The 21,090-nt window shown below is 66.0% G+C and carries 15 protein-coding genes; 9 read left to right on the top strand and 6 right to left on the bottom strand.

Annotation, left to right across the window (positions count from 1 at the left end; all coding sequences use genetic code 11):
• Positions 1 to 60: 60 nt before the first annotated feature.
• The 3 genes from IAG39_RS17315 to IAG39_RS17305 form a co-directional block, all read right to left on the bottom strand.
• A complete protein-coding gene (locus IAG39_RS17315; RefSeq protein WP_118931926.1) occupies positions 61 to 738 on the bottom strand; it encodes an N-acetylmuramoyl-L-alanine amidase in 678 nt (225 codons plus the stop codon).
• Between the two features lie 225 nt (positions 739 to 963).
• Positions 964 to 1,737: a hypothetical protein gene (locus IAG39_RS17310; protein WP_118931927.1), complete on the bottom strand. Its 774-nt coding sequence runs from the start codon at positions 1,735 to 1,737 to the stop codon at positions 964 to 966.
• Between the two features lie 14 nt (positions 1,738 to 1,751).
• Positions 1,752 to 2,315 carry a hypothetical protein gene (locus IAG39_RS17305; protein WP_118931928.1) on the bottom strand — a complete coding sequence of 188 codons (564 nt, stop codon included), beginning with the start codon at positions 2,313 to 2,315 and terminating at the stop codon, positions 1,752 to 1,754.
• Between the two features lie 369 nt (positions 2,316 to 2,684).
• Here IAG39_RS17305 and IAG39_RS17300 point away from each other — a divergent pair, with 369 nt between their 5' ends.
• The gene (locus IAG39_RS17300) at positions 2,685 to 3,533 is read left to right on the top strand and encodes a DUF4189 domain-containing protein (RefSeq protein ID WP_059379662.1); all 849 of its coding nucleotides are present in this window, start codon (positions 2,685 to 2,687) and stop codon (positions 3,531 to 3,533) included.
• A gap of 9 nt (positions 3,534 to 3,542) precedes the next feature.
• Here the strand turns inward: IAG39_RS17300 and IAG39_RS17295 are convergent, their stop codons facing one another.
• Positions 3,543 to 4,286, bottom strand: coding sequence for a hemerythrin domain-containing protein (locus IAG39_RS17295; protein ID WP_118932016.1), 744 nt, complete (start codon positions 4,284 to 4,286; stop codon positions 3,543 to 3,545).
• 230 nt (positions 4,287 to 4,516) lie between these two features.
• Between IAG39_RS17295 and IAG39_RS17290 the strand changes: the two genes are divergently transcribed.
• The 8 genes from IAG39_RS17290 to IAG39_RS17255 all read left to right on the top strand — a co-directional run bounded on the left by IAG39_RS17290 (position 4,517) and on the right by IAG39_RS17255 (position 16,970).
• Positions 4,517 to 5,008: a pyridoxamine 5'-phosphate oxidase family protein gene (locus tag IAG39_RS17290; protein WP_118931929.1), complete on the top strand. Its 492-nt coding sequence runs from the start codon at positions 4,517 to 4,519 to the stop codon at positions 5,006 to 5,008.
• Positions 5,005 to 6,369 carry a GAF domain-containing protein gene (locus IAG39_RS17285; protein ID WP_059379664.1) on the top strand — a complete coding sequence of 455 codons (1,365 nt, stop codon included), beginning with the start codon at positions 5,005 to 5,007 and terminating at the stop codon, positions 6,367 to 6,369. Before IAG39_RS17290 ends, IAG39_RS17285 begins: the two co-directional genes overlap by 4 nt.
• Before the next feature lie 98 nt (positions 6,370 to 6,467).
• Positions 6,468 to 6,935 (top strand): YMGG-like glycine zipper-containing protein, encoded by a 468-nt coding sequence (locus IAG39_RS17280; protein ID WP_118932017.1) that lies wholly within the window; start codon positions 6,468 to 6,470, stop codon positions 6,933 to 6,935.
• Between the two features lie 104 nt (positions 6,936 to 7,039).
• Complete coding sequence (locus IAG39_RS17275) at positions 7,040 to 7,708, top strand: RNA polymerase sigma factor (protein WP_059379665.1); 669 nt, start codon at positions 7,040 to 7,042, stop codon at positions 7,706 to 7,708.
• Positions 7,705 to 8,757, top strand: coding sequence for a FecR family protein (locus IAG39_RS17270; protein ID WP_118931930.1), 1,053 nt, complete (start codon positions 7,705 to 7,707; stop codon positions 8,755 to 8,757). The genes IAG39_RS17275 and IAG39_RS17270 overlap by 4 nt, the downstream gene beginning before the upstream one ends.
• 120 nt (positions 8,758 to 8,877) lie before the next feature.
• Positions 8,878 to 11,349 (top strand): TonB-dependent siderophore receptor, encoded by a 2,472-nt coding sequence (locus IAG39_RS17265; RefSeq protein WP_118931931.1) that lies wholly within the window; start codon positions 8,878 to 8,880, stop codon positions 11,347 to 11,349.
• Between the two features lie 70 nt (positions 11,350 to 11,419).
• Positions 11,420 to 13,294: a PepSY-associated TM helix domain-containing protein gene (locus IAG39_RS17260; protein WP_118931932.1), complete on the top strand. Its 1,875-nt coding sequence runs from the start codon at positions 11,420 to 11,422 to the stop codon at positions 13,292 to 13,294.
• Between the two features lie 196 nt (positions 13,295 to 13,490).
• Positions 13,491 to 16,970, top strand: coding sequence for an autotransporter outer membrane beta-barrel domain-containing protein (locus tag IAG39_RS17255; RefSeq protein WP_118931933.1), 3,480 nt, complete (start codon positions 13,491 to 13,493; stop codon positions 16,968 to 16,970).
• A 78-nt stretch (positions 16,971 to 17,048) separates the two neighbouring features.
• Here the strand turns inward: IAG39_RS17255 and IAG39_RS17250 are convergent, their stop codons facing one another.
• Both IAG39_RS17250 and IAG39_RS17245 read right to left on the bottom strand, forming a co-directional pair.
• Positions 17,049 to 17,717 carry a response regulator transcription factor gene (locus IAG39_RS17250; RefSeq protein WP_118932018.1) on the bottom strand — a complete coding sequence of 223 codons (669 nt, stop codon included), beginning with the start codon at positions 17,715 to 17,717 and terminating at the stop codon, positions 17,049 to 17,051.
• Positions 17,718 to 17,814: 97 nt separating this feature from the next.
• A complete protein-coding gene (locus tag IAG39_RS17245; RefSeq protein WP_223283318.1) occupies positions 17,815 to 21,087 on the bottom strand; it encodes a hybrid sensor histidine kinase/response regulator in 3,273 nt (1,090 codons plus the stop codon).
• Positions 21,088 to 21,090 lie beyond the last annotated feature (3 nt).

Genomic DNA, 21,090 nt, shown 5'->3' with positions numbered 1-21,090 from the left:
TGAATAATAACTATTCGCGTCTTTGCGTCAGTGAAATGTCAGCTTCGCGCGGATTCGAGATCACGGTCCGCAGCAGTTCCCCGCGTAATCGGCCCGCGGCGCGCCGGCATAGGCGGCAAACACCAGCGGATTCCGTTGTGCCACCGCAGTATGGGACAGCACCAGATTCTCCAGCTTGGACCAGGGAAAATTGGTTCCGGGGTCCGACCGGCGATTCGGGTCCAGCTTGGCATGCGAAATGACATGCTTCAGGTTCGGATACTTGCTCCAGGCATAGGTAATGATCTGTGCCGTCGCTTCAACCTGCCAATCCGAATAGGGGTCCTTGTAATTCTGGACATCCTGGGTGTTGACGATCTCGATTCCCAGGCTGCGGTTATTGACGTTCGGACCCTGGCCCAGATGCGGCGCGTAGTTGACGTCCCCGACATGGAATGCCGCCTTGGCTTCAGCGACCACGGACCAGACGAAGTGGCCGTGCTGGGGCTCGTCTTCATCCGGGACGATCCAGTGGGCGCTTGCCTTTCTATCCTTCCATGTGTCAATCGCGTGCTGGGTGGCATAACCCGCCGTGGCGTGAATCACGATCGTATCGATCACCGCGAAGACGTCGGCGCCGCGCGACCGTGCGCGATTCGCGGTCAGCCAACCGAAGTCGGGGTGTACCTCCTCGTTCAGCGGGCTGAACGAAGGGCGCTTGTCCGCTGGAAGGATGAAATGAAAACTCTTGGGGTCCATGGCGACATCTCCTGATTCCTCGTGCTCATAAGTAGTACTTGGGGGAGGGCGCCTGCGGCAACATGATCGACAACACGGTGGCCCGGGAACCGCTGCCAGCGACTTTTGCAGTTCTGGCGTGGCGGGGCAATACTCCAAATCGAGTATCCGCGATCGTCGGATTTGGACTAGGGCATGGCAGCAAGAGGCGCGCCTGACGCCTCATTGGACGGCCTGCGCCCGGGTTCAAGGACGGCTGGAGGGCGTCCGCGCAGCCGGTTCGCAGGAATCGCGATAGGCAACCGCATACATCGCCGCCACCACAAACACGAGCGGGACGCAGAGCAGGGCGCTTATCGCAGCCCGCGCCAACCCAACATCCGGGTAGCCGTACGCGAGCATGCCCAGGATGTAGCCAGCGTGGCCGGCCGCCGCGATCAACATGAGCAACGCCAGCATCAGCGGCCAGGGCTTGTACGGCATGGCGGTGCGCGCGGCTTGGAAACCGTACTTGCCGGTTACCGCAACGCGCGGCAGGCTCAGGCCGTACATCGCCAGCGCGTACAGCGTTGGCACCCAGATCAGCGCCAGCGCGGCGCACAAGGCGCTCCAGAACACAGCGTCATTCGATCCGGCCAGCACCATGTAGATCACATAGGGCAGGTCTCCGGTGGCGCGAGCCATCGCAGTGGCTGTGATGACGAGCGCGCCGAGCAACGCCAGGTGGCGGGCCTGCGCCGCGTTGCCGCGGTGGGCGCCGACGCCCGTCAGGCCACCCGGCTTGACGACGCGATGCCAGGCGCCGGTCATGCGCGCCAACGCGATCAGGTTGATCAGCGCCAGCGCCATGAACAGCCCATTCCCGTACGGAAACAGGTTGCTGATCAGCAAGGCGAAAGGCAGCGACAGGATGAACAGCGCCAGGGACCAGGGCGCCGCGGCCAGCATGGCCCGGCCCCGCTGGCGTATGGCGTCAGCCGTCGCGGCGACGAAATGGCGGGCTCCGAGTTTGTTCGACAAGATGGGGCGCCGCCTTAATTGCTGCGGTAGTTGTTGGCTTCGCGTTCGCCGGCCCACTTGCGCAGCGCGGCGATGAATTCAGGGCATACGTTGCCGTCCACCTGGCTGTCGATGATGACGCTGTTCTGCATGCGCATCACCACGGTGCATTCGTAAACCCTGGTGCGGTTGTTGTAATAGCCATGGTTGGTGTTCTGGAACACGGGGGTCGCGGCGCTGGTGGAGGTAGCCGGAATCATGCCCACGACCTGCTGCGAGGTGCCGGTCGAGACCCATTCGGTATAGGGGGCGGTCTGGTAGTCGGACCAGATGAGCTCCATCGTGTTGCCCACGCCGCGCTTCTTCGACGGTTCGCCCAGCGCCGTGATGGCGTCGGAGACCGGACGGCCCTTCATGTTCTTGGCCACGTTCACGCTGGGCGAGAGCGATAGCCCGGACGAGAAGATATTGGTCAGCGACGGCAGCGTGGAACTGCCGCCCGTGGGCATCGGCGCGCAGCCGGCCAAGGCGGCCAGGGCCAAGGCCGCCGGCAGGGCGCGGCCCAGCAACCAGGTCGAACGGAGTCGCGATTTTTTCATGCTGGGCCCTAGCTCCCTCAAAGATCCGGCGTGCCGCAACATAATTCAGCAACCGCAAGATTTTGTCTTGTTTTGGTTTCGTTTCGTGACGAGTCGTATCGCGACGCCGAAGCGTCCGCAGGGCGGCGGATACCCGCAAGCAGCCGCTCGGCGCTGCGCCATGAGGGCAGAATGTTAACGAAAAAATAGTGGCGCATCAGCTTTCAGCCGTCGCAAAATTGGTTACGTAATGCCTGGAAACGTGGAAAAGCAGGGCATGGAAGACAAACTGTAACGTGTTACGATCCGCGCGTTCTGCGCCCCGGGGCGCCCTGGCGATGACAGATCGCAGGGGTGCGCGGCGCCACAACCACTGGATATTGCACACCCATGATGCTCGCGCGATTGCTCGTTCAGTTCCGTTCCACCGTGGCCGCATTGGCCGGCGCAGGCGCGCTGGCGCTGGGCCTGGCCGCTGCGCCCGCGGCGCATGCCGACACGCTGTACGGCGCCGTGGCCACCGACGAAGCGCACGCCAAGCTGTATTGGGTCATGCCCGAAACTTCCACCAAGGAAGCGCAGGACGCCGCGCTGGCCAAGTGCAACAAGGCCGGCGGCAAGGGCTGCAAGAGCGTGACCTCATTCTCCGACAGCTGCGTGGCGTTCTCGCGCAATTCGCGCGACGACCTGTTCTGGGGTGCCAGCGTGTCTTCCGAGGTCGCCGCGAAGAAGGCTATCCGCACCTGCACCAACGACAGCGCCGACGGCAAGTGCAAGCTTGCCGTCATGCCCCTGTGCGTTGGCCCCGGCTACAGCGAAGCCGACCTGAAGGCGCCCGACAGCGCCACGCCAGCCCAGCTCGAAGCCCTGTCGGCCAAGCTGGATTCGCGCGGCTACTGGGGCTCCGTGGCCGAGAAGGACTCGGGCCAGCTGACCTATGCCGACGGCTACCCGAGCGAGAAGGAAGCGGTCGACGCCTTGCTCAAGTGGGAAGACTGCGTGGGCTGCCGCACGGTGCTCACCTATACCGACACCTGCGTCGGCATGGCCTGGGGCAAGGGCAGCAAGGGCCGCGGCACCAGCTTTACCGCGAAGAATCCAGATCCGGTGGCCGCGCGCAACGAGGCGCGCGCCACCTGCGACGCCAAGAGCGGCGGCCTGACCTGCGTGGCCTTCGTGCGCTGCTCGGGGCGCGCCTATATCAGCGGTTACAAGGGCGAGGACGAAAAGGCGAATTGATCGCGGCTCTCAGGCCACGATCCGCACAGCGGTGTCGGATGGTGTCAGCGCACGGGTCAGCTTGACCCAATCCGCGCGAGTCAGATGCGGCCGCACCGCGTCGAGCACGGCGGCGTAGACAGGCGCGGGCGCGGCAGCCCGTACGCCTGCCAGCAGTTCGGCGCGCTCGGCGGGCGTCATGGCCGGAACCATCCAGCGCATGATGCAAAGGTTCTCGGCCGGCGGCAGCGATGCCACGATGGCGCCTTCCAGCGCGCGCAGCTCATCGTCGCTGTAGCAAGACCACAATACCTGGTTGTGCTGCGTTTCCTCCACGTGCATATGGGCGAAGTTCTCGCCGACGAACAGCGCCAGTTGCCGGTACAGCAGCAGCGCGGCTTCTGCTTGCGTTGCGCCACAGCCGGCTGCAAGCAGGGCGGAGGCCGCGGCGCGCAAGCGGGCAATTGCCGCAAGGTGTTCGACATGCTCCGCGGCGATGCGCCCGCTGGATCCGGGGCGGCGCGCTTCCATCGCCGCATGCAAAAAATCGTTTTCATGTCCCAGGTGGCTGGCGCAGATGTCGGCCAGCGCCTGCACGCGTTCGCATGCCGCGCGCGTTTCGGCGGGGTCGGCCGTGTCGACGCGGCCCACGGCCTGCAGCGTGTCCAGCATCATGGCGCGCAAGGCCTTGTGGATGCCGACATAGATGTCCATGCGCGGGGGCATGCCGGCGCTGGACGTAGGGAAATACTGGGCTTCGGTATTGCAGTTCATGGTGCTGGCCTTGAAAAGAGGACGGGCGAGGCGGTTGCCGGTTGCCCGGAAATGGCCGGATTCGGTCCGGAAACCGGGCAAGGAAAGTGTAGGAACGCCGCGCTGCGCGCGTTGCTAAGAGTTTGTTAAGCAAGCGCTAAAAAAACGCTAATTGCCATGCCATCCGGGCAGGGGCCTTGGGCTATGATTTCTGGCACCGTCGAGCTTCAACAGCCCAGGGGTTTCCCGCCGTGCCCATACTGCCCGCCGAATGGATCCTGTGCCTGCCCATGCTGCCTTCGCTGCGGCTGGGCAGTTGCGATCGAGACGGCAATCCCCATGTCTGCAGAGCCCTGGCCGCCGATACGCTGCCGGACGGCCGCATGCTGGTGCTGGTGGCGGAAAATGCCGCTCCCCGGGTCGTGGCCGCCATCCGCGAAACCGCGCAGGTCGCCATGCTGGCCACCTCGCCCCGCACGAACCGCACGCTGCATCTCAAAGGCCGCGACGCCCGCGTCGAAGCCGCCTTGCCCGCGCATGCCGAATTGCTGGCATTGCGGCGCAACACGCTGACCCGGGAGCTCGCCGAAGTCGACGGTTTCGCGGGGGCGCCTTTCCTGGACCACTGGTACGGCGTAGCCGTGCACGAATTGGTGGCGTTGCGCTTTACCGTGGCGGGAGCCTGGAACCAGACGCCGGGTCCGCATGCCGGGCAGGCAGTGGAACTGGAGCCTGGCCCATGAGCGCATTGACCCTGCTGGCGGTCCGACGTGTCCTGGATGGCGGCATTCCGCCCACCTTGTGCAGCGTCTCGGCCGATGGCATCCCCCATGTCAATCTGCTGTCGCACGTGGAGTACGTGGATGGCTGCCACGTGGCCTTGACCTTCCAGTTCTTCAACCGCAGCCGCGAGAACATTCTCGCCACCGGGCGTGCCAGCCTGATGGTGGAGGACCCTTGCACCGGGGCCAGCCTGGCTCTGCAATTGCGTTATCTGCGCACCGAAACCGAAGGCCCGGTGTTCGAGCGCCTGCGCGCCAAGCTGGCCGGCATTGCCGCGCATACCGGCATGGAACACGTGTTCCGGCTGCGCGGCGCCGACATCTACGAGGTGCTGGACATCCAGCCCATGCACGCCGGCGCGTCGCTGCCGACGCTGCAGCCGCGCTGCGATCTGGCCGCCGGCGCGCGGGCCGTGTCGGCACGGCTTGCCGAGTGCGACGAGCTTAGCCTGTTGCCCCAGGTCGCCATGGATGGCTTGCGCCGCGACCTGGCGGTGAGCCATGCCATCCTCTGGTTGCTGGATGAGCAGCGCCAGACCCTGTATGCCTTGGCCAGCATGGGTTATGCGCAGCAGGGCGTGGGCGCCGAAGTGCCGCTGGCCGAAGCCGGCCTGGCGGGCGTAGCCGCGCGCGAAGGCGTGGCGCTGCGCATCGGCCATATGGCGCGCATGTACCGGTACGGCCGCACCCTGCACGAGATGGCCAGCGGCTTGGGCCCGATCGAAGGCCTGCCCATCGCGCTGCCCGGCCTGGCCACCCCTTGTAGCCAGTTGGCCGTCCCGCTGCGCGCGCGGGGGCGCACAGTGGGCGCGCTGCTGGTCGAAAGCGAGAGCGACCAGTTCTTCGGGTATGACGACGAGGATGCCTTAGCGGTATTGTGCGCGCAGCTGGCGCAAGCCCTGGTAACGCTGCAAGGCGCCGAGCTGGATGCAGGCGCTCCGCTGCCGCAGGAGACGCCGATCGGGCTGGCGGCGCACCCGGGCGCGCCTCTCAGCCTGCGCTACTTTCCGCGCGACGGCACGGTCTTCATCGACGGGCAATACCTGATCAAGGGCGTGGCGGGAGCGATTCTGTGGAAGCTGGCCTGCGATGCGCAGCGCCACGGCCGCTGGGGCTTTTCCACGCGCGAACTGCGGCTGGCCGGAAGCGCCCTGGGACTGCCCGATGTGCAGGACAACCTGGGCGTGCGCCTGTTGCTATTGCAGCGCCGCCTGGCGGATTGGGGCGGACCCTTGCAGATCCGCAAGCTGCGCCGCGGCTGCTATGAATTGGTGCCGGGCAGGGCGCTGTCGCTGGAATCCGCGGGCGGGGTTCCGGCCTGATTTCCGCAGGAAGTAACTGTGCCTGGCAGGCGATCGCGGCCAGCCATGCGGCGCTAAACTGAAACGTCCAGGGTCCCTCACCATCAATGGAGTTTTTCATGAAAAAGTCCATACGCCCCTGTACCGCGACGCTGCTTTCCCTGTTCTGCCTGTGCGCCGGCGCACAGACGGTAACGCCGCTCAAAGGGCAGTCGCCCCAAACCACCCAGCAGGACATCAGCGCATGCCAGGCTTTGTCAGGCAGCGGCGCCAGCGCCAGCACGAACGATCCTAAATCCGGCGGACGGGTCCGTGGCGCCGCCGCGGGCGCGGCAGCAGGTGCGGCAGTAGCCGGCGTGCGCGGCAATCAGCACGAGGAGGTCTACGACCGGATGAGCGACGACGCCAAGCAGCAGTACCGGCAGAACCAGGCGAAAGACGCGGCGGCGGCAGGGATGGTCGTGGGCGGTTCGCGGCAACGCCAGGACCGCCGCCAGGATCGCGCCGAAGCGTCGCAGCAGAATGCGGCAGCGGCCTCCGCGTACAGCAATTGCATGCAGCAGCGCGGGTATCAAGTGGCGCCGTGAGTCGCGAGGCTTGCAGGGATGGGTGAACGGCACGGGGCCGGGCTGCATTGCGATTGAGAATAAATCTCAGTACAATCCGGCCAATTTCAAATGACTCGCGCCGCATGAGCCGCAACCCTTTGCTGGCGTCCGACACGACACCCGCATCCGCCGACGACAAGAACGGAGATTCCAGCGCGATCGCCAAAGCCTACGCGCGCTGGCGCTTGCCGCTCATGCGCGGCCTGGCGCGGTTCAAGGGCAGCATAGGCAGCGCCGAAGACGCGTTGCACGATGGCGTCGTCAAATGGGTGGCGGCGAATCCCGCGCTGGACTCTTCCGATGAACAGGGCGCCTACCTGCGCAGGACGGTGTTGAACGGCGTGGCGGACGAATTCCGCGAACGCAAGGCAGGCCGGCGCTTGCAGACGGTGTCGCTCGATGAAGCGGAAGAGGGCGTGCAGGCCATGGCGGCGGGCGATGCGGCGTGTCCCATGCGCGCGGCCGCGCATCAGCAACGGCTTGCGCGCCTGGGCGAAGCCTTGCAGGAACTCCCCGAACGCCAGCGTGAAGCCTTTGTGCTGTGCCGTTTCGATGGATTGACTCAGGACGAAGTCGCTGCCCGCATGCAGATATCGCGGCGCATGGTCGTCAAGCATCTGGCGCGGGCCATCGCGTACTGCGAGGTCCGCGTGCACTATGCTACGGTTGCGCAGATGCAGCAATTGCATCGGCCTGCTGGCGGCGATGCCGGCCTGGACAATAACAACAACAGCGACGCTGCCTCGTCATGACCGACCCGTCTTCCTCTGCCTCGCCGGACACGCTTGCCCTGCACGAAGCGGCGGCCGAGTGGCTGGTGCGCCGCCAGGACGCCAGCTGGTCGGACGCCGATGAAGAGGAGCTGCATGCCTGGCTGGCCGCGCGGCCCGCGCATCGGCAGGCCTATTCGCGGGTATCGCGAACCTGGGAAGACCTGTCGCAGGCGCCGCGGCCCGCCTTGGCCTCCGACGCGCAGGCCGCCAACCGTTCATCGCCGCGCTTGCCGCGCCGCGCTTCGCGGAAGGCCTCCGTCCGGCCGGGCTTCTGGGGCGCGCTGTTGGGGCAACCGGGTTTCTCCAAGACCTTCGCCGCCGCCTGTGCGGCGCTGGTGGTGGGCGGCGGCTACGGCTGGTATCGCTGGGACAACACGCCCGGCTATGTACTGAGCGTGAGCACCGCCGCGGGAGAGGTGCGTCAGCTGGACCTGCCCGACGGCTCGCATGTCGCGTTGAATTTCGGCAGCACGCTGGAGGTCCGCTACTACCCGCGGCGCCGCGAGCTGGTGTTGAACCAGGGCGAAGGGTTTTTTGACGTGGCGCCGGACGCCGGCCGGCCATTTACCGTCGATGCCCGCCGCAGCAGGATCACCGTGGTGGGCACGGCCTTCAATGTGCGCAACACGCCCGAGGAAGTCATCGTCAAGGTGTCGCACGGCCGCGTGCGCGTGCAACCCGACCGCGACCAGGCCAGGCCGGAGCTGTCGCTGGGCGCGGAACAAGGCGTGACCCTGGATGCGCGCAACGCCACCCATCAGGCGGTGACGGCGGTGCCGGACGGGGTGGGCGGATGGCGCACTGGCCGTCTGGTGTACCGGCGCACGCCGCTGGGCGAAGTGGCCCAGGAAGTTGCGCAGTACTTGGGCAAGCCGGTGGCGCTGGACAACCCGGGCCTGAAGTCCCTGCCGGTCTCGGGCTTTGCCGCGACCAATGCGCCCGCCGCATTCCTGGAAGCCCTGCCGGATCTGCTGCCGGTGCAGGTCAAGCGCGCGCCCGACGGCGGCTACCTGATCCTGGATCGCTGAGCGTGCAGGCGCCTGCCTGAAAATTATTTTTGTTTGCAGACGGTATGCGGGTTCCCAATCCCGTGCCGCAATCCGTTTACTCCCGCAAGGCCGGTAGCGGCCAACAACGATGGAGCGGGAATGGGACGGGGATTGTTGAAGGACGCGCTGGCTGGCGGCGCGTTGACGGCGGGCATGCAACTCAGGGCCATGCCGGTGATGGTGGCGTGCGCGCTGGCCGCCCTGGCGTCGCCCGCTGCGGTGCACGCGCAGCAGCAGGCGCAGGTGGATTTCAGCATTCCGGCTCAACCGCTGGAACATGCCTTGAGGCTGTTTTCGGAACAGTCCCGGCATCAGGTGCTGTTCGATGAGGCCGTGGTGGCGGGCAAGCCCGCGCCAGCGGTCAATGGCCGCCTTACGCCGCGGGAGGCGCTGGATCAGTTGCTGGCCGGCGCCAATGTGCGCGTGAACAGCGCCAGACCGAACGTGTACACCTTGACGGCCATCGGGCAATCGTCGGGCGATGCGGTGACGCTGCAGTCGGTGACGGTCAGCGGCAGCGGCGTGGGCAATCCGACCACCGAAGGAACCGGCTCGTACACGAGCGACGCCATCACGATCAGCAAGATGACGCAGTCGGTCAGGGAAACGCCGCAGTCGGTCAGCGTGCTCACGCGCCAGTTGCTGGACGACAAGAACCTGACCACCCTGGACGAGGCGCTGGCGCAGACCACCGGCGTGACGAAGACGGCCAGAAACTTCGGCAACCACAAGTTCTCGATACGCGGCTTCACCGTCGACGACAACAACTATCTGGTCGATGGCGTGGCCGGGGTGGTCTATGCCCCGGTAGGCTGGCTGCCCATCGACACCGCGGTATTCGACCGGGTCGAAGTGCTGCGCGGCGCGGCCGGCTTGATGCTGGGCTCGGCGGACCCCAGCGGCGCGATCAACATGGTGCGCAAGCGCCCGCGCGGCGAAGGCCATTTCGAGGGCTCCACCACGGTCGGATCCTGGAACAACTACCGCATGGAACTTGATGGCGGCGGCCCGCTCAACGAGTCCGGCACGGTGCGCGGCCGCCTGGTGACCGCTTATCAGGACCGCCATTACTTCTACGATGGCACGAAGTCGAAATCGCCCCTGGTCTACGGCGTGATCGACGCCGATCTCGGGCGCGACACCACGCTGACGTTCGGGGCGCGCCACCAGGCCACCGACACGGACGGCTATTGGCTGTTCGGCCTGCCGCGCTATACCGATGGCGGCGCGCTGGACGTTTCACGCTCGACCTCGCTGATCCAGGACTGGAACCGGCAGAAGGGCCAGGTGAACGAAGTGTTCGCCGAAGCCGAGCACCGGTTCGACAAGGACTGGAAGCTGCGCCTGTCTCTCAACCACACCGAGGTGGACCTGGACCAGCGCGTGGCCATTCCGATCGGCGGCGTGGATCGGGCGACTGGCGTCGGTTCGAGCTTCTACACCATCTACTTCAACAATGCGCGGGTGAAGAGCGATGGCATCGATCTGAACACGACGGGCAGTTTCCAGGCGCTGGGCGGCACGCACCAGATTCTGCTTGGCACCAGCTGGTCGCGCCAGCGCGTCAATCAGAAGTCGGCGAATCTGGACAGCGACTCGCCCATCAACGTGTACCACCCGGACCATTCCTCCATCCCTGAGCCGGCGCGTCCAGCGTGGGACAGCAAGGAGACCTCGCAGTTGGAGCAGACCAGCCTGTACGGCAGCATGCGCCTGCAACTGGCGGAGCCACTGCATTTGCTGCTGGGCGGCAAGTTCAGCTGGCTGAAGTACCGGTCCGACGACGGGCTGACGGGCGCGAGAACCCGGGACTATGAGCAGAAGCATGAATTCACGCCCTATGCCGGACTGGTCTACGACCTGGACCAGCAATGGTCGGTCTACACCAGCTACGCCGACACCTACCAGCCGCAGAGCACCTACGTAACGTCTTCGGGCAAGCCGCTGGACCCGTCCATCGGCGCCAATTATGAGGCGGGGGTGAAGGGCGAACTCTACGACGGACGCCTGAACGTATCCGCCGCGGTATTCGCGGTGAAGAAGTCCGGCATCGCCGTGGAGGACATGTCTGCCCCTGGCAACTGCCCGGGTTCGCTGGCCTCGCCCAATTGCTATCGCAACGGCGGCACCCTGCGCAGCAAGGGCTTTGAACTGGAAGCCAGCGGGGAATTGTCGCCGGGCTGGCAGGTGATGGCCGGCTACACCTACGTCACCAGCCGCGACGACGAAGGCGAAACGATCAGCGCGGAAACGCCGCGCCATCTGTTCCGCCTGTCCACCACCTACCAGTTGCCGGGCCGTTGGAATGCCTTCAGCGTCGGCGGCGGCGTGTCGGCGCAAAGCGGCTACTCGTACAAGGCCTACGACGACATGTCGGTGCGGATGGGCGCGCCCGGCCGCGCGGTGTGGGATTTGCGCGCGGGCTATCGCATCAACAAGCACTGGTCCGCCAGCCTGAACGTGGCGAACGTGTTCGACAAGGACTACTACGGCATGGTCAGCCAGATCCGGCGCGGCAACCATTACGGCGAGCCCCGCAACGTGATGCTGACCTTGCGGGGCACGTTGTGACCGGCCGGTTGTCGGTCGGTGATCGCTGCGGCCTGCGGACCCGATTGTGAAAGGGGGATTCCGTCAAAGCATGTCCTGGCTGCACACCTGGTGCGGCCTGACTTGCGGCTGGCTGCTGTGCGCGATCTTCCTGACCGGCACGCTCAGCGTGTTCCGGGAACCCATCACGCGCTGGATGGAAGCGGGGCCGCCGGCCAGCTCCGCCTCTGATGCCGCTGCGGATGCCAAGCAGTGGCTGCCGCGGGCAACGCAGGAGTTGTCGTCCCGCGCCGCGGCGGCCTCCGCCTGGGATATCGCCCTGCCGGCCAGACCCGGCTGGCCCGTGCAGCTGTCCTGGCGCACGGACGATGGCGCGCGCCACGAGGTCTGGCTGGACTCCCGGACTGGCGCGGTGCAGCCGCCGCCCCAGATACGCGAGACCGAGGGCGGCCGGCATTTCATGTCCTTTCACTACACCTTGCACGGCGGCTTGCCGGGTTACTGGCTGGTGGGTTGGATATCCATGTGCATGCTGGTCGCGCTGGTCTCGGGCGTGGTGGTGCACAAGCGCATCTTCAAGGATTTCTTCACTTTTCGCCCGGGCAAGGGGCTGCGCAGCTGGCTGGATGCCCATAACGCCACGGCGGTGCTGACGCTGCCGTTCCTGTTCATGATCGGGTACACGGGACTGGCGTTCTTCTACACCAGCTACATGCCGTGGCCGCTGCATGCGGTGTATGGCGGGGACGCCGGCGCCTATCGCCGTTACCAGGCCGAACTTGCGCCTGCGCTGCCTGCGCCTGGCCTCGCAGGGCCGGGTTTGGGCGGGGTGCCGGATCTGTATCCCTTGCTATCGCGCGCGCGCGAGCTGACCGGGCAGGATGCTGCGCGCATCACGATAGACCGTCCGGGCGACGCCCGCAGCATGGTCCTGGTGTCCGGCCGCAAGCCCTTGGCCAGCGCGGCCCCGCAGCTGCTCACCGATGCCAGCCGCGTCGCGTTCGATGCGGCAAGCGCAGCGGTATTGCAGGTCGTGCCCGCTCAGCAGGACGGGTTTGAAGCCAGGCAGGTCCACGAGACGATCGAAGCCCTGCACAAGGCGGATTTCGGCGGATGGACCATCAAGTGGCTGTACTTCTTCAGCGGTCTGATGGGCACCGCCATGATCGCCATCGGTACGCTGTTGTTCTCCATCAAGCGGCGCAGGAAGAGCGAGCATGAGTTCGGCGGGGCCACGGCTCTGGTTTACCGTTGGGTCGAGGCCCTCAACGTCGCCGCGCTGGCAGGCATTGCGCTGGCAAGCATCGCCTACTTTTACGGCAACAGGTTGATTCCGGCGTCCTGGCCCCAGCGCAGCGCCGCAGAGATCCAGTTCTTTTTCGCGGTGTGGACCGCCTCATTGGCCCATGCGTTGTGGCGCCAGCCCCGACAAGCGTGGATCGAGCAGCTGGCAGCAGCGGCCGTGCTATGCGTGGGTTTGCCGGTGTTGAACTGGGCGACGACCGGGCGGCATTTGCAGGCGTATGCCGTGAGCGGGGAGGGGTTGCTCGCAGCGGTGGAACTCACCGCGCTCGCCTTCGGCCTGGCGCTGGCATACATGGCTTGCGCGCTGCGGCGGCACTGGGGGGGTGAGCCAACGGCCGCTGCAGCGCAGCCGAGGAAAGCGCGGCCCGCGGGCGACGGAACCGCGGCACAGCGATGGCGGACCGGCGGCCGCGTGCTGGCGGCCGCCGCGGGCGGCTATCTGGTGTCGGCCCTGGCGATGTCGGCGTTGGCGCTGATTCTGCCAGCCGTGGCCGGCGCGTCGCCGGCTGTGGGCGTACTGACTGGAACGCTATTGAGTTTTGTCGCATATGCCGCGATCGCGGTGGGCGTATTTGGCGCCCGTAGCGCAGGGCGGGCCTGGTCGGCGCTGGCACTGGCGTGCGTGGCGGCTGGGGCGCTGTTGGCGTGGTTGGGCACGTAGAGAGAGGTTGCCGGCCGCGGGGATGGGGTTTTAATAATCTTATGATTCTTGCTGGAGCCTTGACTCTAGAGAATGAGGCCTCTTCTTCATTCTCTCCTTGTCCAGGTCGCAGGCTTATTGATCGATAGGCAATGCACTATCGCGGGTGATTTGCGATGTTCGTCAGCGGACCTTGGCAGGGGCCAAGGAATCCACCATGAACCAGCATCTCACCCCCATCATGATCGGCATACTGGCCGCCACGCTTCCCGCCTACCCGGTCGTCGGCGTTGCGGCGGAACTCGGCCAGGTGGATGTATCGGATCCGACGGGCGGCACGCAGATGACGTTGGAGTCCGGGGCTACGGTCACCCATGCTGGCGCCGGAGCGGCCATCACTGTCTCTATCGCGGGCAACAAGGTGATCGGAGACGGCATCCGTATCATCGCGGGCGGAGCAGGCGGCCAGAACACCCCGGGCGTCAAGGCCAGCCAGGGCGGGGCGGCGGAACTGTCCAACGGCAGCGTGCAGACCGTGGGCACCGGGTATTACGCATACGGCCTGCATGCGACGGGCGCGGGCAGTTCGATATCGGCCGTCAATACCGAAATCAGCACCGCGGGCTTGTATTCCCATGGGGCTTACGCGCAGTCGGGCGGAAAAGTCACCCTGAAAGGCGGCAGCGTCTCCCTGGCAAACAACGGCAGCACCGGATTGCGCGCGGAAGGCGCAAACTCCCTCATCACGGCGGAGTCCCTCGATATCACCACGGCCGCCAATAACAGCGCCGCCGTTTATGTCGATAACGGCGGTCGGGTCGAACTGACAGGCGTCAATGCCAGCGTTCGTGGCAATACGATCGCCGCGATGGCCGCGAGAGGCGCCACGTCGACGCTGTCGCTCAAGGACACGCACCTCACGGCTGTCTCCGGCAGGGGCATCGACGCGGAAAGCGGGAGGCTCGTGATGGCGGGCGGCTCGGTGACCGCCTATGGCGACGCGATCATGGCGAACAGCGTTTACGGCGTCCCGGGCGGCGCCGTGGAAGTCAGCGATGCGACGCTGTCGAGTTCCAACGGGTACGGCATCAATCTTAACGCGGACGGCGCTTCGGCCAAGCTGCGCGACGTCTCAATCTCGGTCACGCGCTCGTGGGGAGCGGGGATCTGGCTCATCGGCGTCGATAGCGAACTCGACGCGGTCGGCCTGCACATCGACTCCCAGTCGCTCGGTATCGACAACCGGCGGGGCCGCGCGATCCTGCGCGGGGGTTCCATCACCACGCGTGGCAACAATGCGCATGGGCTATATGCGTCGCGCGAAGGGGGAACCCAGGCCACCATAGAAACCTACGGCACGCGGATCCAGACCAGCGGCGCGGGTTCGGTTGGCGCGCTGGCGCGGGTATCCGGCGCCAGCATTTCGTTGACGGACTCCACCATCGAAACCGAAGGCGTCCTGGCGCACGGACTTTTTTCCAGCGGAACCAACTCGAAGGTCAGCGCGACGGGAACCGTCGTGCGCACGCGCGGCGCCGACGCCACGGGCCTCGCCATGAGCAACCGGACCATCGTGATGCTGGACAGCACACAGCTGAGCACCGAGGGGGCCGACGCATACGGAATCTGGAGCTACGTGACCGGGGAGGACATCACCAATACGCTGTTCCTCACGAACGGCAGCCGCGTCGACACGCAGGACGCCGCCGCGTTGCTGGTCACGGGCGGCAACCATGACTTCACGCTGCGCGACGCGCAAGTCACGGCCCGCCAGGGCGGCGTCGAGGACGGCGGCTTGCTGCTGCACGCGCGGGCGGTCGATGTCACCAGCGGCGGCACGACCACGACCATCGAAGCGGGGCTGGTCAACCTGGACGCTTCTGGCTCGACCCTGGCGGGTGACATCCTGGCCGACAGTGGCGTCGTGGATGTCTCGCTCAAGAATGCCAGCGTGTTGACCGGCGCGCTCATCTCACGCGGCGGCCGCATCAATAGTCTGGGCGTGGACGCCACCAGCACCTGGAACGTCCGCGGCGATTCTTCCTTCGGCGTCCTGAACAACGCGGGCACGGTGAGATTCGTCGCACCCGACGCGCACGCGGGCTTCAAGACGGTGACCGTGAACGACTACGCCGGCGGCGGCACGCTGGTCATGAACACTCGGCTGGGCGATGATAGTTCCCTGACCGACAAGCTGGTGATCGACGGCGGTTCCACCTCCGGCACCACGGCCATGCGTATTGTCAACGCGGGCGGCGCGGGCGGGCAGACCACGCAAGGCATCCGACTGGTGGAAACGATCAACGGAGGCACCACCACTGCGGACGCGTTTCGCCTGGACGCCGGGTCGACGGGCTACCGCGCTAGCGCGGGAACCATCGCGATCAATGGCTATGACTACAGCCTGGTGCGCGGCGGCGCCAATGGCGTGGCGTCAGACTGGTACCTGACTTCCGTCTATACGCCGGGCGGCGAGGTCGACCCGGAAACGCCGGAGCCGCCGATCACGGATCCAGGCGGTGAGGTCGACCCGGAAAAGCCGGAACCGCCGATCACGGATCCAGGCGGTGAGGTCGACCCGGAAAAGCCGGAACCGCCGATCACGGATCCAGGCGGTGAGGTCGACCCGGAAAAGCCGGAACCGCCGGTCACGGAGCCCGGCGGGCCGGTGGCGCCGCCCGAGATCACCCCGCCCGGCGGCGAGGGCTACGTCAACGTCTCGCCGGAAAGCGGCGCGTACCTGGGCAACCAGTTGGCGGCGACGCGGATGTTCATGCACAGCCTGCATGACCGCGCGGTGGGTCGGATCCCGTCGGCTAATGATGCGACGGATAAAGCCGGCAATACGCTCTGGGCGCGCGTGAAAGGTAGCCACGACAGCGGCCTGCGCATGACACAGGGCAAGGTCGATGTCGACACGGACAGCTACGTCATGCAGCTGGGCGGCGATGTGCTGCACGCCCGCGCGGGTCAGGACGGCGTCATGTTTGCCGGCGTGATGGCGGGTTACGGCGATGCGCGGGCGAACTCCACGTCGCGGCTCATGCTGCCTGGCTCGAACTCGTCCGTGAACGCGCGAGCGCGGGGCAAGGTTACGGGCTACTCCGTCGGCGTGTATGCCACGGCCTACGCCAATGACGTCACCCGCCTGGGCGCCTATGCGGACTCCACGCTGCAGTACGCCCGCTACTCGAACCAGATCAGCAGCGAACTGGGATCGGCGCGCTATCACGCCCATGCCTGGATGGCTTCGGTCGAAGCAGGCTATGCGGTGCGGCCGTTCGCGCCCGGTTCGGCCCTGGCCGCCGTGGTGGTCGAGCCTCAGGTTCAAGTGGCCTACACCCGGTACGACGCCGAAGACGCCACGCTGCCGGGCATGAAGCTGGAGAGCGGCAGCGCGAATTCAGTGACCACGCGGGTCGGCGCGCGCGTTTATCCGCTGGGCAAGTCCGAGGCTGGGGCGACGATGCGTCCGTTCCTGGAGGCCAATTGGCTGCACAATACAGGCACCCCGCAGGTCGCGATCGGTGACGGGCGCTTCAGCGTCAAGCCGTTGCGCGACGCGGCTGAGTTGAAGATGGGCGCCGAGGGCAGGATCGGCAAGTCCCTTTATCTGGCGGGCCAGGTGTCTGGCCTGGCCGGCAATGGCGACCAGCGCGGGATAGGCGGGATGTTGAACGTGACCTATCGCTGGTAAGGGCCGGTCAGCGTCAAGCAACGCCCGGTTGCGCGGTGAGCGCAGCCGGGCGTTACGCGTGGACGGGCGGGACAGCGCTCAGGCGAATCCTTGTTCGTCGGCGTAGCGCAGCAGTTCGGCGTTGCTGTCGATGTTGAGCTTGCGCATGGCCGACTGCTTTTGCGTGCCGATGGTTGCGACGGACCGGTTCAGCCGGCGCGCGATCTCCGTCACCGACAGCCCCAGCGCGAACAGGCGCACCACTTCGAGCTCCTTGGGCGACAGGCTCCTGGTGCGGCCAGCGCCTCCCATCGTCACATCATTCTGGCTGAGCCGCTTGTCGACGCCGGCCGACAGGATCGTCTCTGCTCCGGTCATGGCGCGTACGCATACCGCCACCAGCTTGTCGATGGGTTCGTCTTTGCCGACGATGCCCGCCACGCCCAGTTGCCGCAATTGGCTGAGAATGCCGCTATTGGTCAGCATCGTGAAGACCACGATCGGGATCTGCGGAAATTGGCGCTGCAGGCGCTCGATGAGGCGCAGGCCGTCCTCGTCCGCTGCGTCGGACTGCATCGTGAAGTCGGTCACGATCAAGTTGCAGGGGTGGTTTTGGGCCGCCGCAAGGAGCTCCAGTCCGGAGCGGGCAGTCGCCACGACGCTGAAGCCCGGAACCCCGTTGAGAGATTCGGCCACGGCAAGCGAGATGATCGGATGATCATCGGCGACGATGATACGTACATCCTGTGCAGATAAAGGCTTGCTCATGAATGGGCTATCGAATGGCGCGGCTTCCGAAGCCATCCAGGCTTCCGAGGGTGTTCATTTTAATCCAAGTTCCTGCCGGGACACGACGAAAACGGGTTTAGATTTCCGCCAGCATGCGTCGCAGCGCGCCGGCCAGGGCTTGGGCTTCGCTGAACGTCACCGCGTTCAGTCCTTCGTTGTGCAGCGCCGCTTCCAGCGCCTCCAGCCTGCGGGTCAGCGCTGTCATGTGCACGACGCCGACCGCGCCCCGGATGCGGTGCAGCGTCTTTTGCAGCAGGTGCAGGTCGCCGGCCGCCAGTGTCTGCTCCAGCTGCTCCAGATCGTCCTGCATCGTAGTGATGAAAAGCGCGCGGAACTTGATGGACGCCGGGGGCGGCGTGCTGGCTGCCGCGGGAAGCAAGCGGGTCATGGCCGTCGCGATGCCCGAAGCGCCGGCGTTGCGGTGCTGCAGATGGCGGCGCAGCGTGCGCAACTCGATAGGCTTGACGAGCCATGACGTCATGCCTGCATCCAGGCAGCGCTCTTCCTCTTCGCGCATCGCGTTTGCCGTGACGCCGATGATAGGGACCTTGACGCCTTGGGCGCGCAGTTCGCGAGCCAGGTCGTAGCCGTTCATGCGGGGCATGTTGACGTCGGTCAGCAGCACGTCGTAGGTTCCCAGTCCCCAAAGCGTCAACGCCTCGGCGCCATTCGGGGCCACTGTCGCGGTACAGCCCAGCTGTTGCAGCTGATTCTGCAACGTCGCCTGATTGATCGGGTTGTCTTCGGCGACCAGGACCCGCAGCCCCAAAGGCGCGAATATGATCGCTTCCGCAGCGCCGGGCGGCGGTGTCAGCTGGCCCCGCAAGGCGCCCAGGATGCCGGCGGCGATCTGATCCACGCCGGGTATGACCCGGATGGTGCGGGCGGAGGGCGCCTTGACGCCAGCGGCCGCCAGCACGTGGTGGCCGCCCCAGTCCAGGGCATCCAGGTCGGGTCCGCTGAACAGCACGTCCAGCAGCACCTCGTCGGGCGCGCCCAAGGGCAGGGGGGCCGGAGCGGGGGCGGCCTGCGCGCCCCAGAGATTCAGCCACAGGCAAACGTTGTCGGTCAGCTCGCGATTGGGGCTGCGCACCAGGACGCGAGCGCCGCGCAGATCGGGCGTATCGAGCGGCCGGCCGGGCACGGTCCGCAGCGGCAACTCCAGCGAAAAGCTGCTGCCCAGCCCCAGTTCGCTGGTCACCCGTATCTCGCTGCCCATCAGCTTGGCCAGGCGCGCGCAGATGGGCAGGCCGATCCCCGTGCCTCGCACCGTATGCGATGCGCCATCGATCTGGTAGAAGGGCACGAAGAGTTGGGTCTGTTCGTCCTTGCCGATGCCGATGCCCGTGTCGACGACCTGGAGCGTGAGGGTCGTTTGGTCGGCCGCGGCGCTTGCAACCTTCAGGCGTGCGATCACATGCCCCGATTCGCTGAATTTGATGGCGTTGCTCAGCAGGTTGCCCAGTATCTGCCGGATTCGGGCGGCGTCGCCCGTCACCCAGGGCGGCACGTCGATGTCCACGCAACAGAACAGCAGCAGGCCCTTTTGCTCGGCCATCGCCGCATAGGAGCTGGTGCAGCTCTGCACCAGTTCACGAGGGTTGAACTCCGTGGACTCCAGCACAAGCTGGCCGGCTTCGATCTTGGTGATGTCCAGGATGTCGCTGATGAGTTGGAGCAGGATCGCCGACGAGCTTTGCATGCGCTCCAGATGCTGGCGTTGTTCGCGGTCCAGCTGCGTCAACCCCATCAGTTCCAATGTCCCCAGCACGCCATAGAGCGGCGTGCGGATTTCGTGGCTCATGGTCGCCAGGAACGTGGACTTGGCTTCGCTGGCCTTATCCGCTTCCCGCTTGGCCTGTGCCAGCGCGCGTTCTATCGACGCCCGGGCGCTGATGTCGGAAAAGGCGCACAGCACGACATCCCGGTTGTTGTAGCGCGTCGGTGCATAGGCGACATACAGCGGGCGGCCGTCGGCGGCATGGAAATTGGCGATGGTTCCCGGCGCGGTCGCCGCCAGCACCTGGCGTAGCAGCAGATTGGCCTCCGGCGTGTTTTCCAGCGGCTGGCCGGCTTCGACGCCCAGCCATTGCAGCGCCAGGCCGTTGCCGAACACGATGTCGCCCGTGGGACGCGCCAGCAGGCAGAGCGCAACGGGCGCGGTCTCGACCAGCGTGCGACTGAATTCTTCTCGTTCGACGATTTTGTGCTGGGCATTCTGCGCGGGCGCGATCACGCTGCGGTTGAACCAGCGCACGAAGGCAAAGCCGCCGCCCAGGCTCAAGAGCAGGAGCAAGGCGGCGGTGATCGGCAGCCAGAGATTGTCCTGGAAGAAAACGGGATAGTCGACCCGATACACGCCGGTCCAGACGCCGGTCGAGTCGGTGGTGCGCAGCACCAGCCCGTCGGCCGTATAGTGCAGCCCGTTCTCGCTCACCCTTGGACGGTCGCCGTCGCCCAGCAGTATGCCGGCTTCGCGGTGCGACAGCCAGAATCCGCCGTACAGGGGCCGGCTCATCGCTTTTTCAAAGATGCTGATGCGGTGGTGGCTGAGCAGCGTGGCGGCATAGATCGCGGGCGTTGTCCCCGGTCTGCCGCTCCATGCCGATGGCGGGACGTTGGCGTAGATCATTCCCAACATGCTGCCCGGCAGCTCTGCCGTACGGAACCAATGAATGCGGCCCGCGCTGGCCGGCCCCGGCAAGCCAGGCAGATCCTGATCGATCAGGCGTTGCTGGACCGCATCCAGTTGGCGTAGTTCCGCGCGTATGGCGTCCGTGGCCGCCAGGAAGTGCCGCGGGGTCAGCATCTCGTAGCCGGACGGCGCGTCGACCGCCGGGACGCTGAGACTGATGCTGTCGTTCTGGTTGACCAGGAAACTGGTGGACGCGGGGAAATAGGACGACGCCCAGTAGGTGGAGTAGAAATTCGCCAGATAGCCGCCCAGGCCCGCCAGCCGCCGGCCGGCCGTGGGACAGTCTGACGGGTCCCCGCATGCCAGGGAGAACGCCATTTCGGCGCTGCTGTGCTGCCCATCGAGGAGCTGCATGCCGAAGCGTTCGCGGACGCTCGTTGCATGCAGGGAAATCGTGGTCGAAGTGTTTTCGGCAGGCAGCGATGGGCTATGCGAGCGCAGCTTGTTCAGGAACTGTTCCTGGGCATGGACATAGCCGATGAGTATGGTGAAATCCAGGTTCAGGCGTTCGCGCTCTTGTTCGATGATGCGCTGCAGGCCCCAGAAAAGCGCGCTGCCCAGCACCAGCACCAGGGGCAATATGCCGAACAAGGCCAGGTTCAACCAGCGCGAGGTGCGCGTAATCCTGCCGAATGGCGTGTCCTGCAAGGGCATGAA

Origin of the sequence: Achromobacter xylosoxidans (genome assembly GCF_014490035.1) — a bacterium.
GTDB classification, from domain to species: domain Bacteria; phylum Pseudomonadota; class Gammaproteobacteria; order Burkholderiales; family Burkholderiaceae_B; genus Achromobacter; species Achromobacter bronchisepticus_A.
The sequence above is the reverse complement of the archived record's forward strand: the minus strand, read 5'-3'. Positions and strand labels throughout refer to the sequence as shown.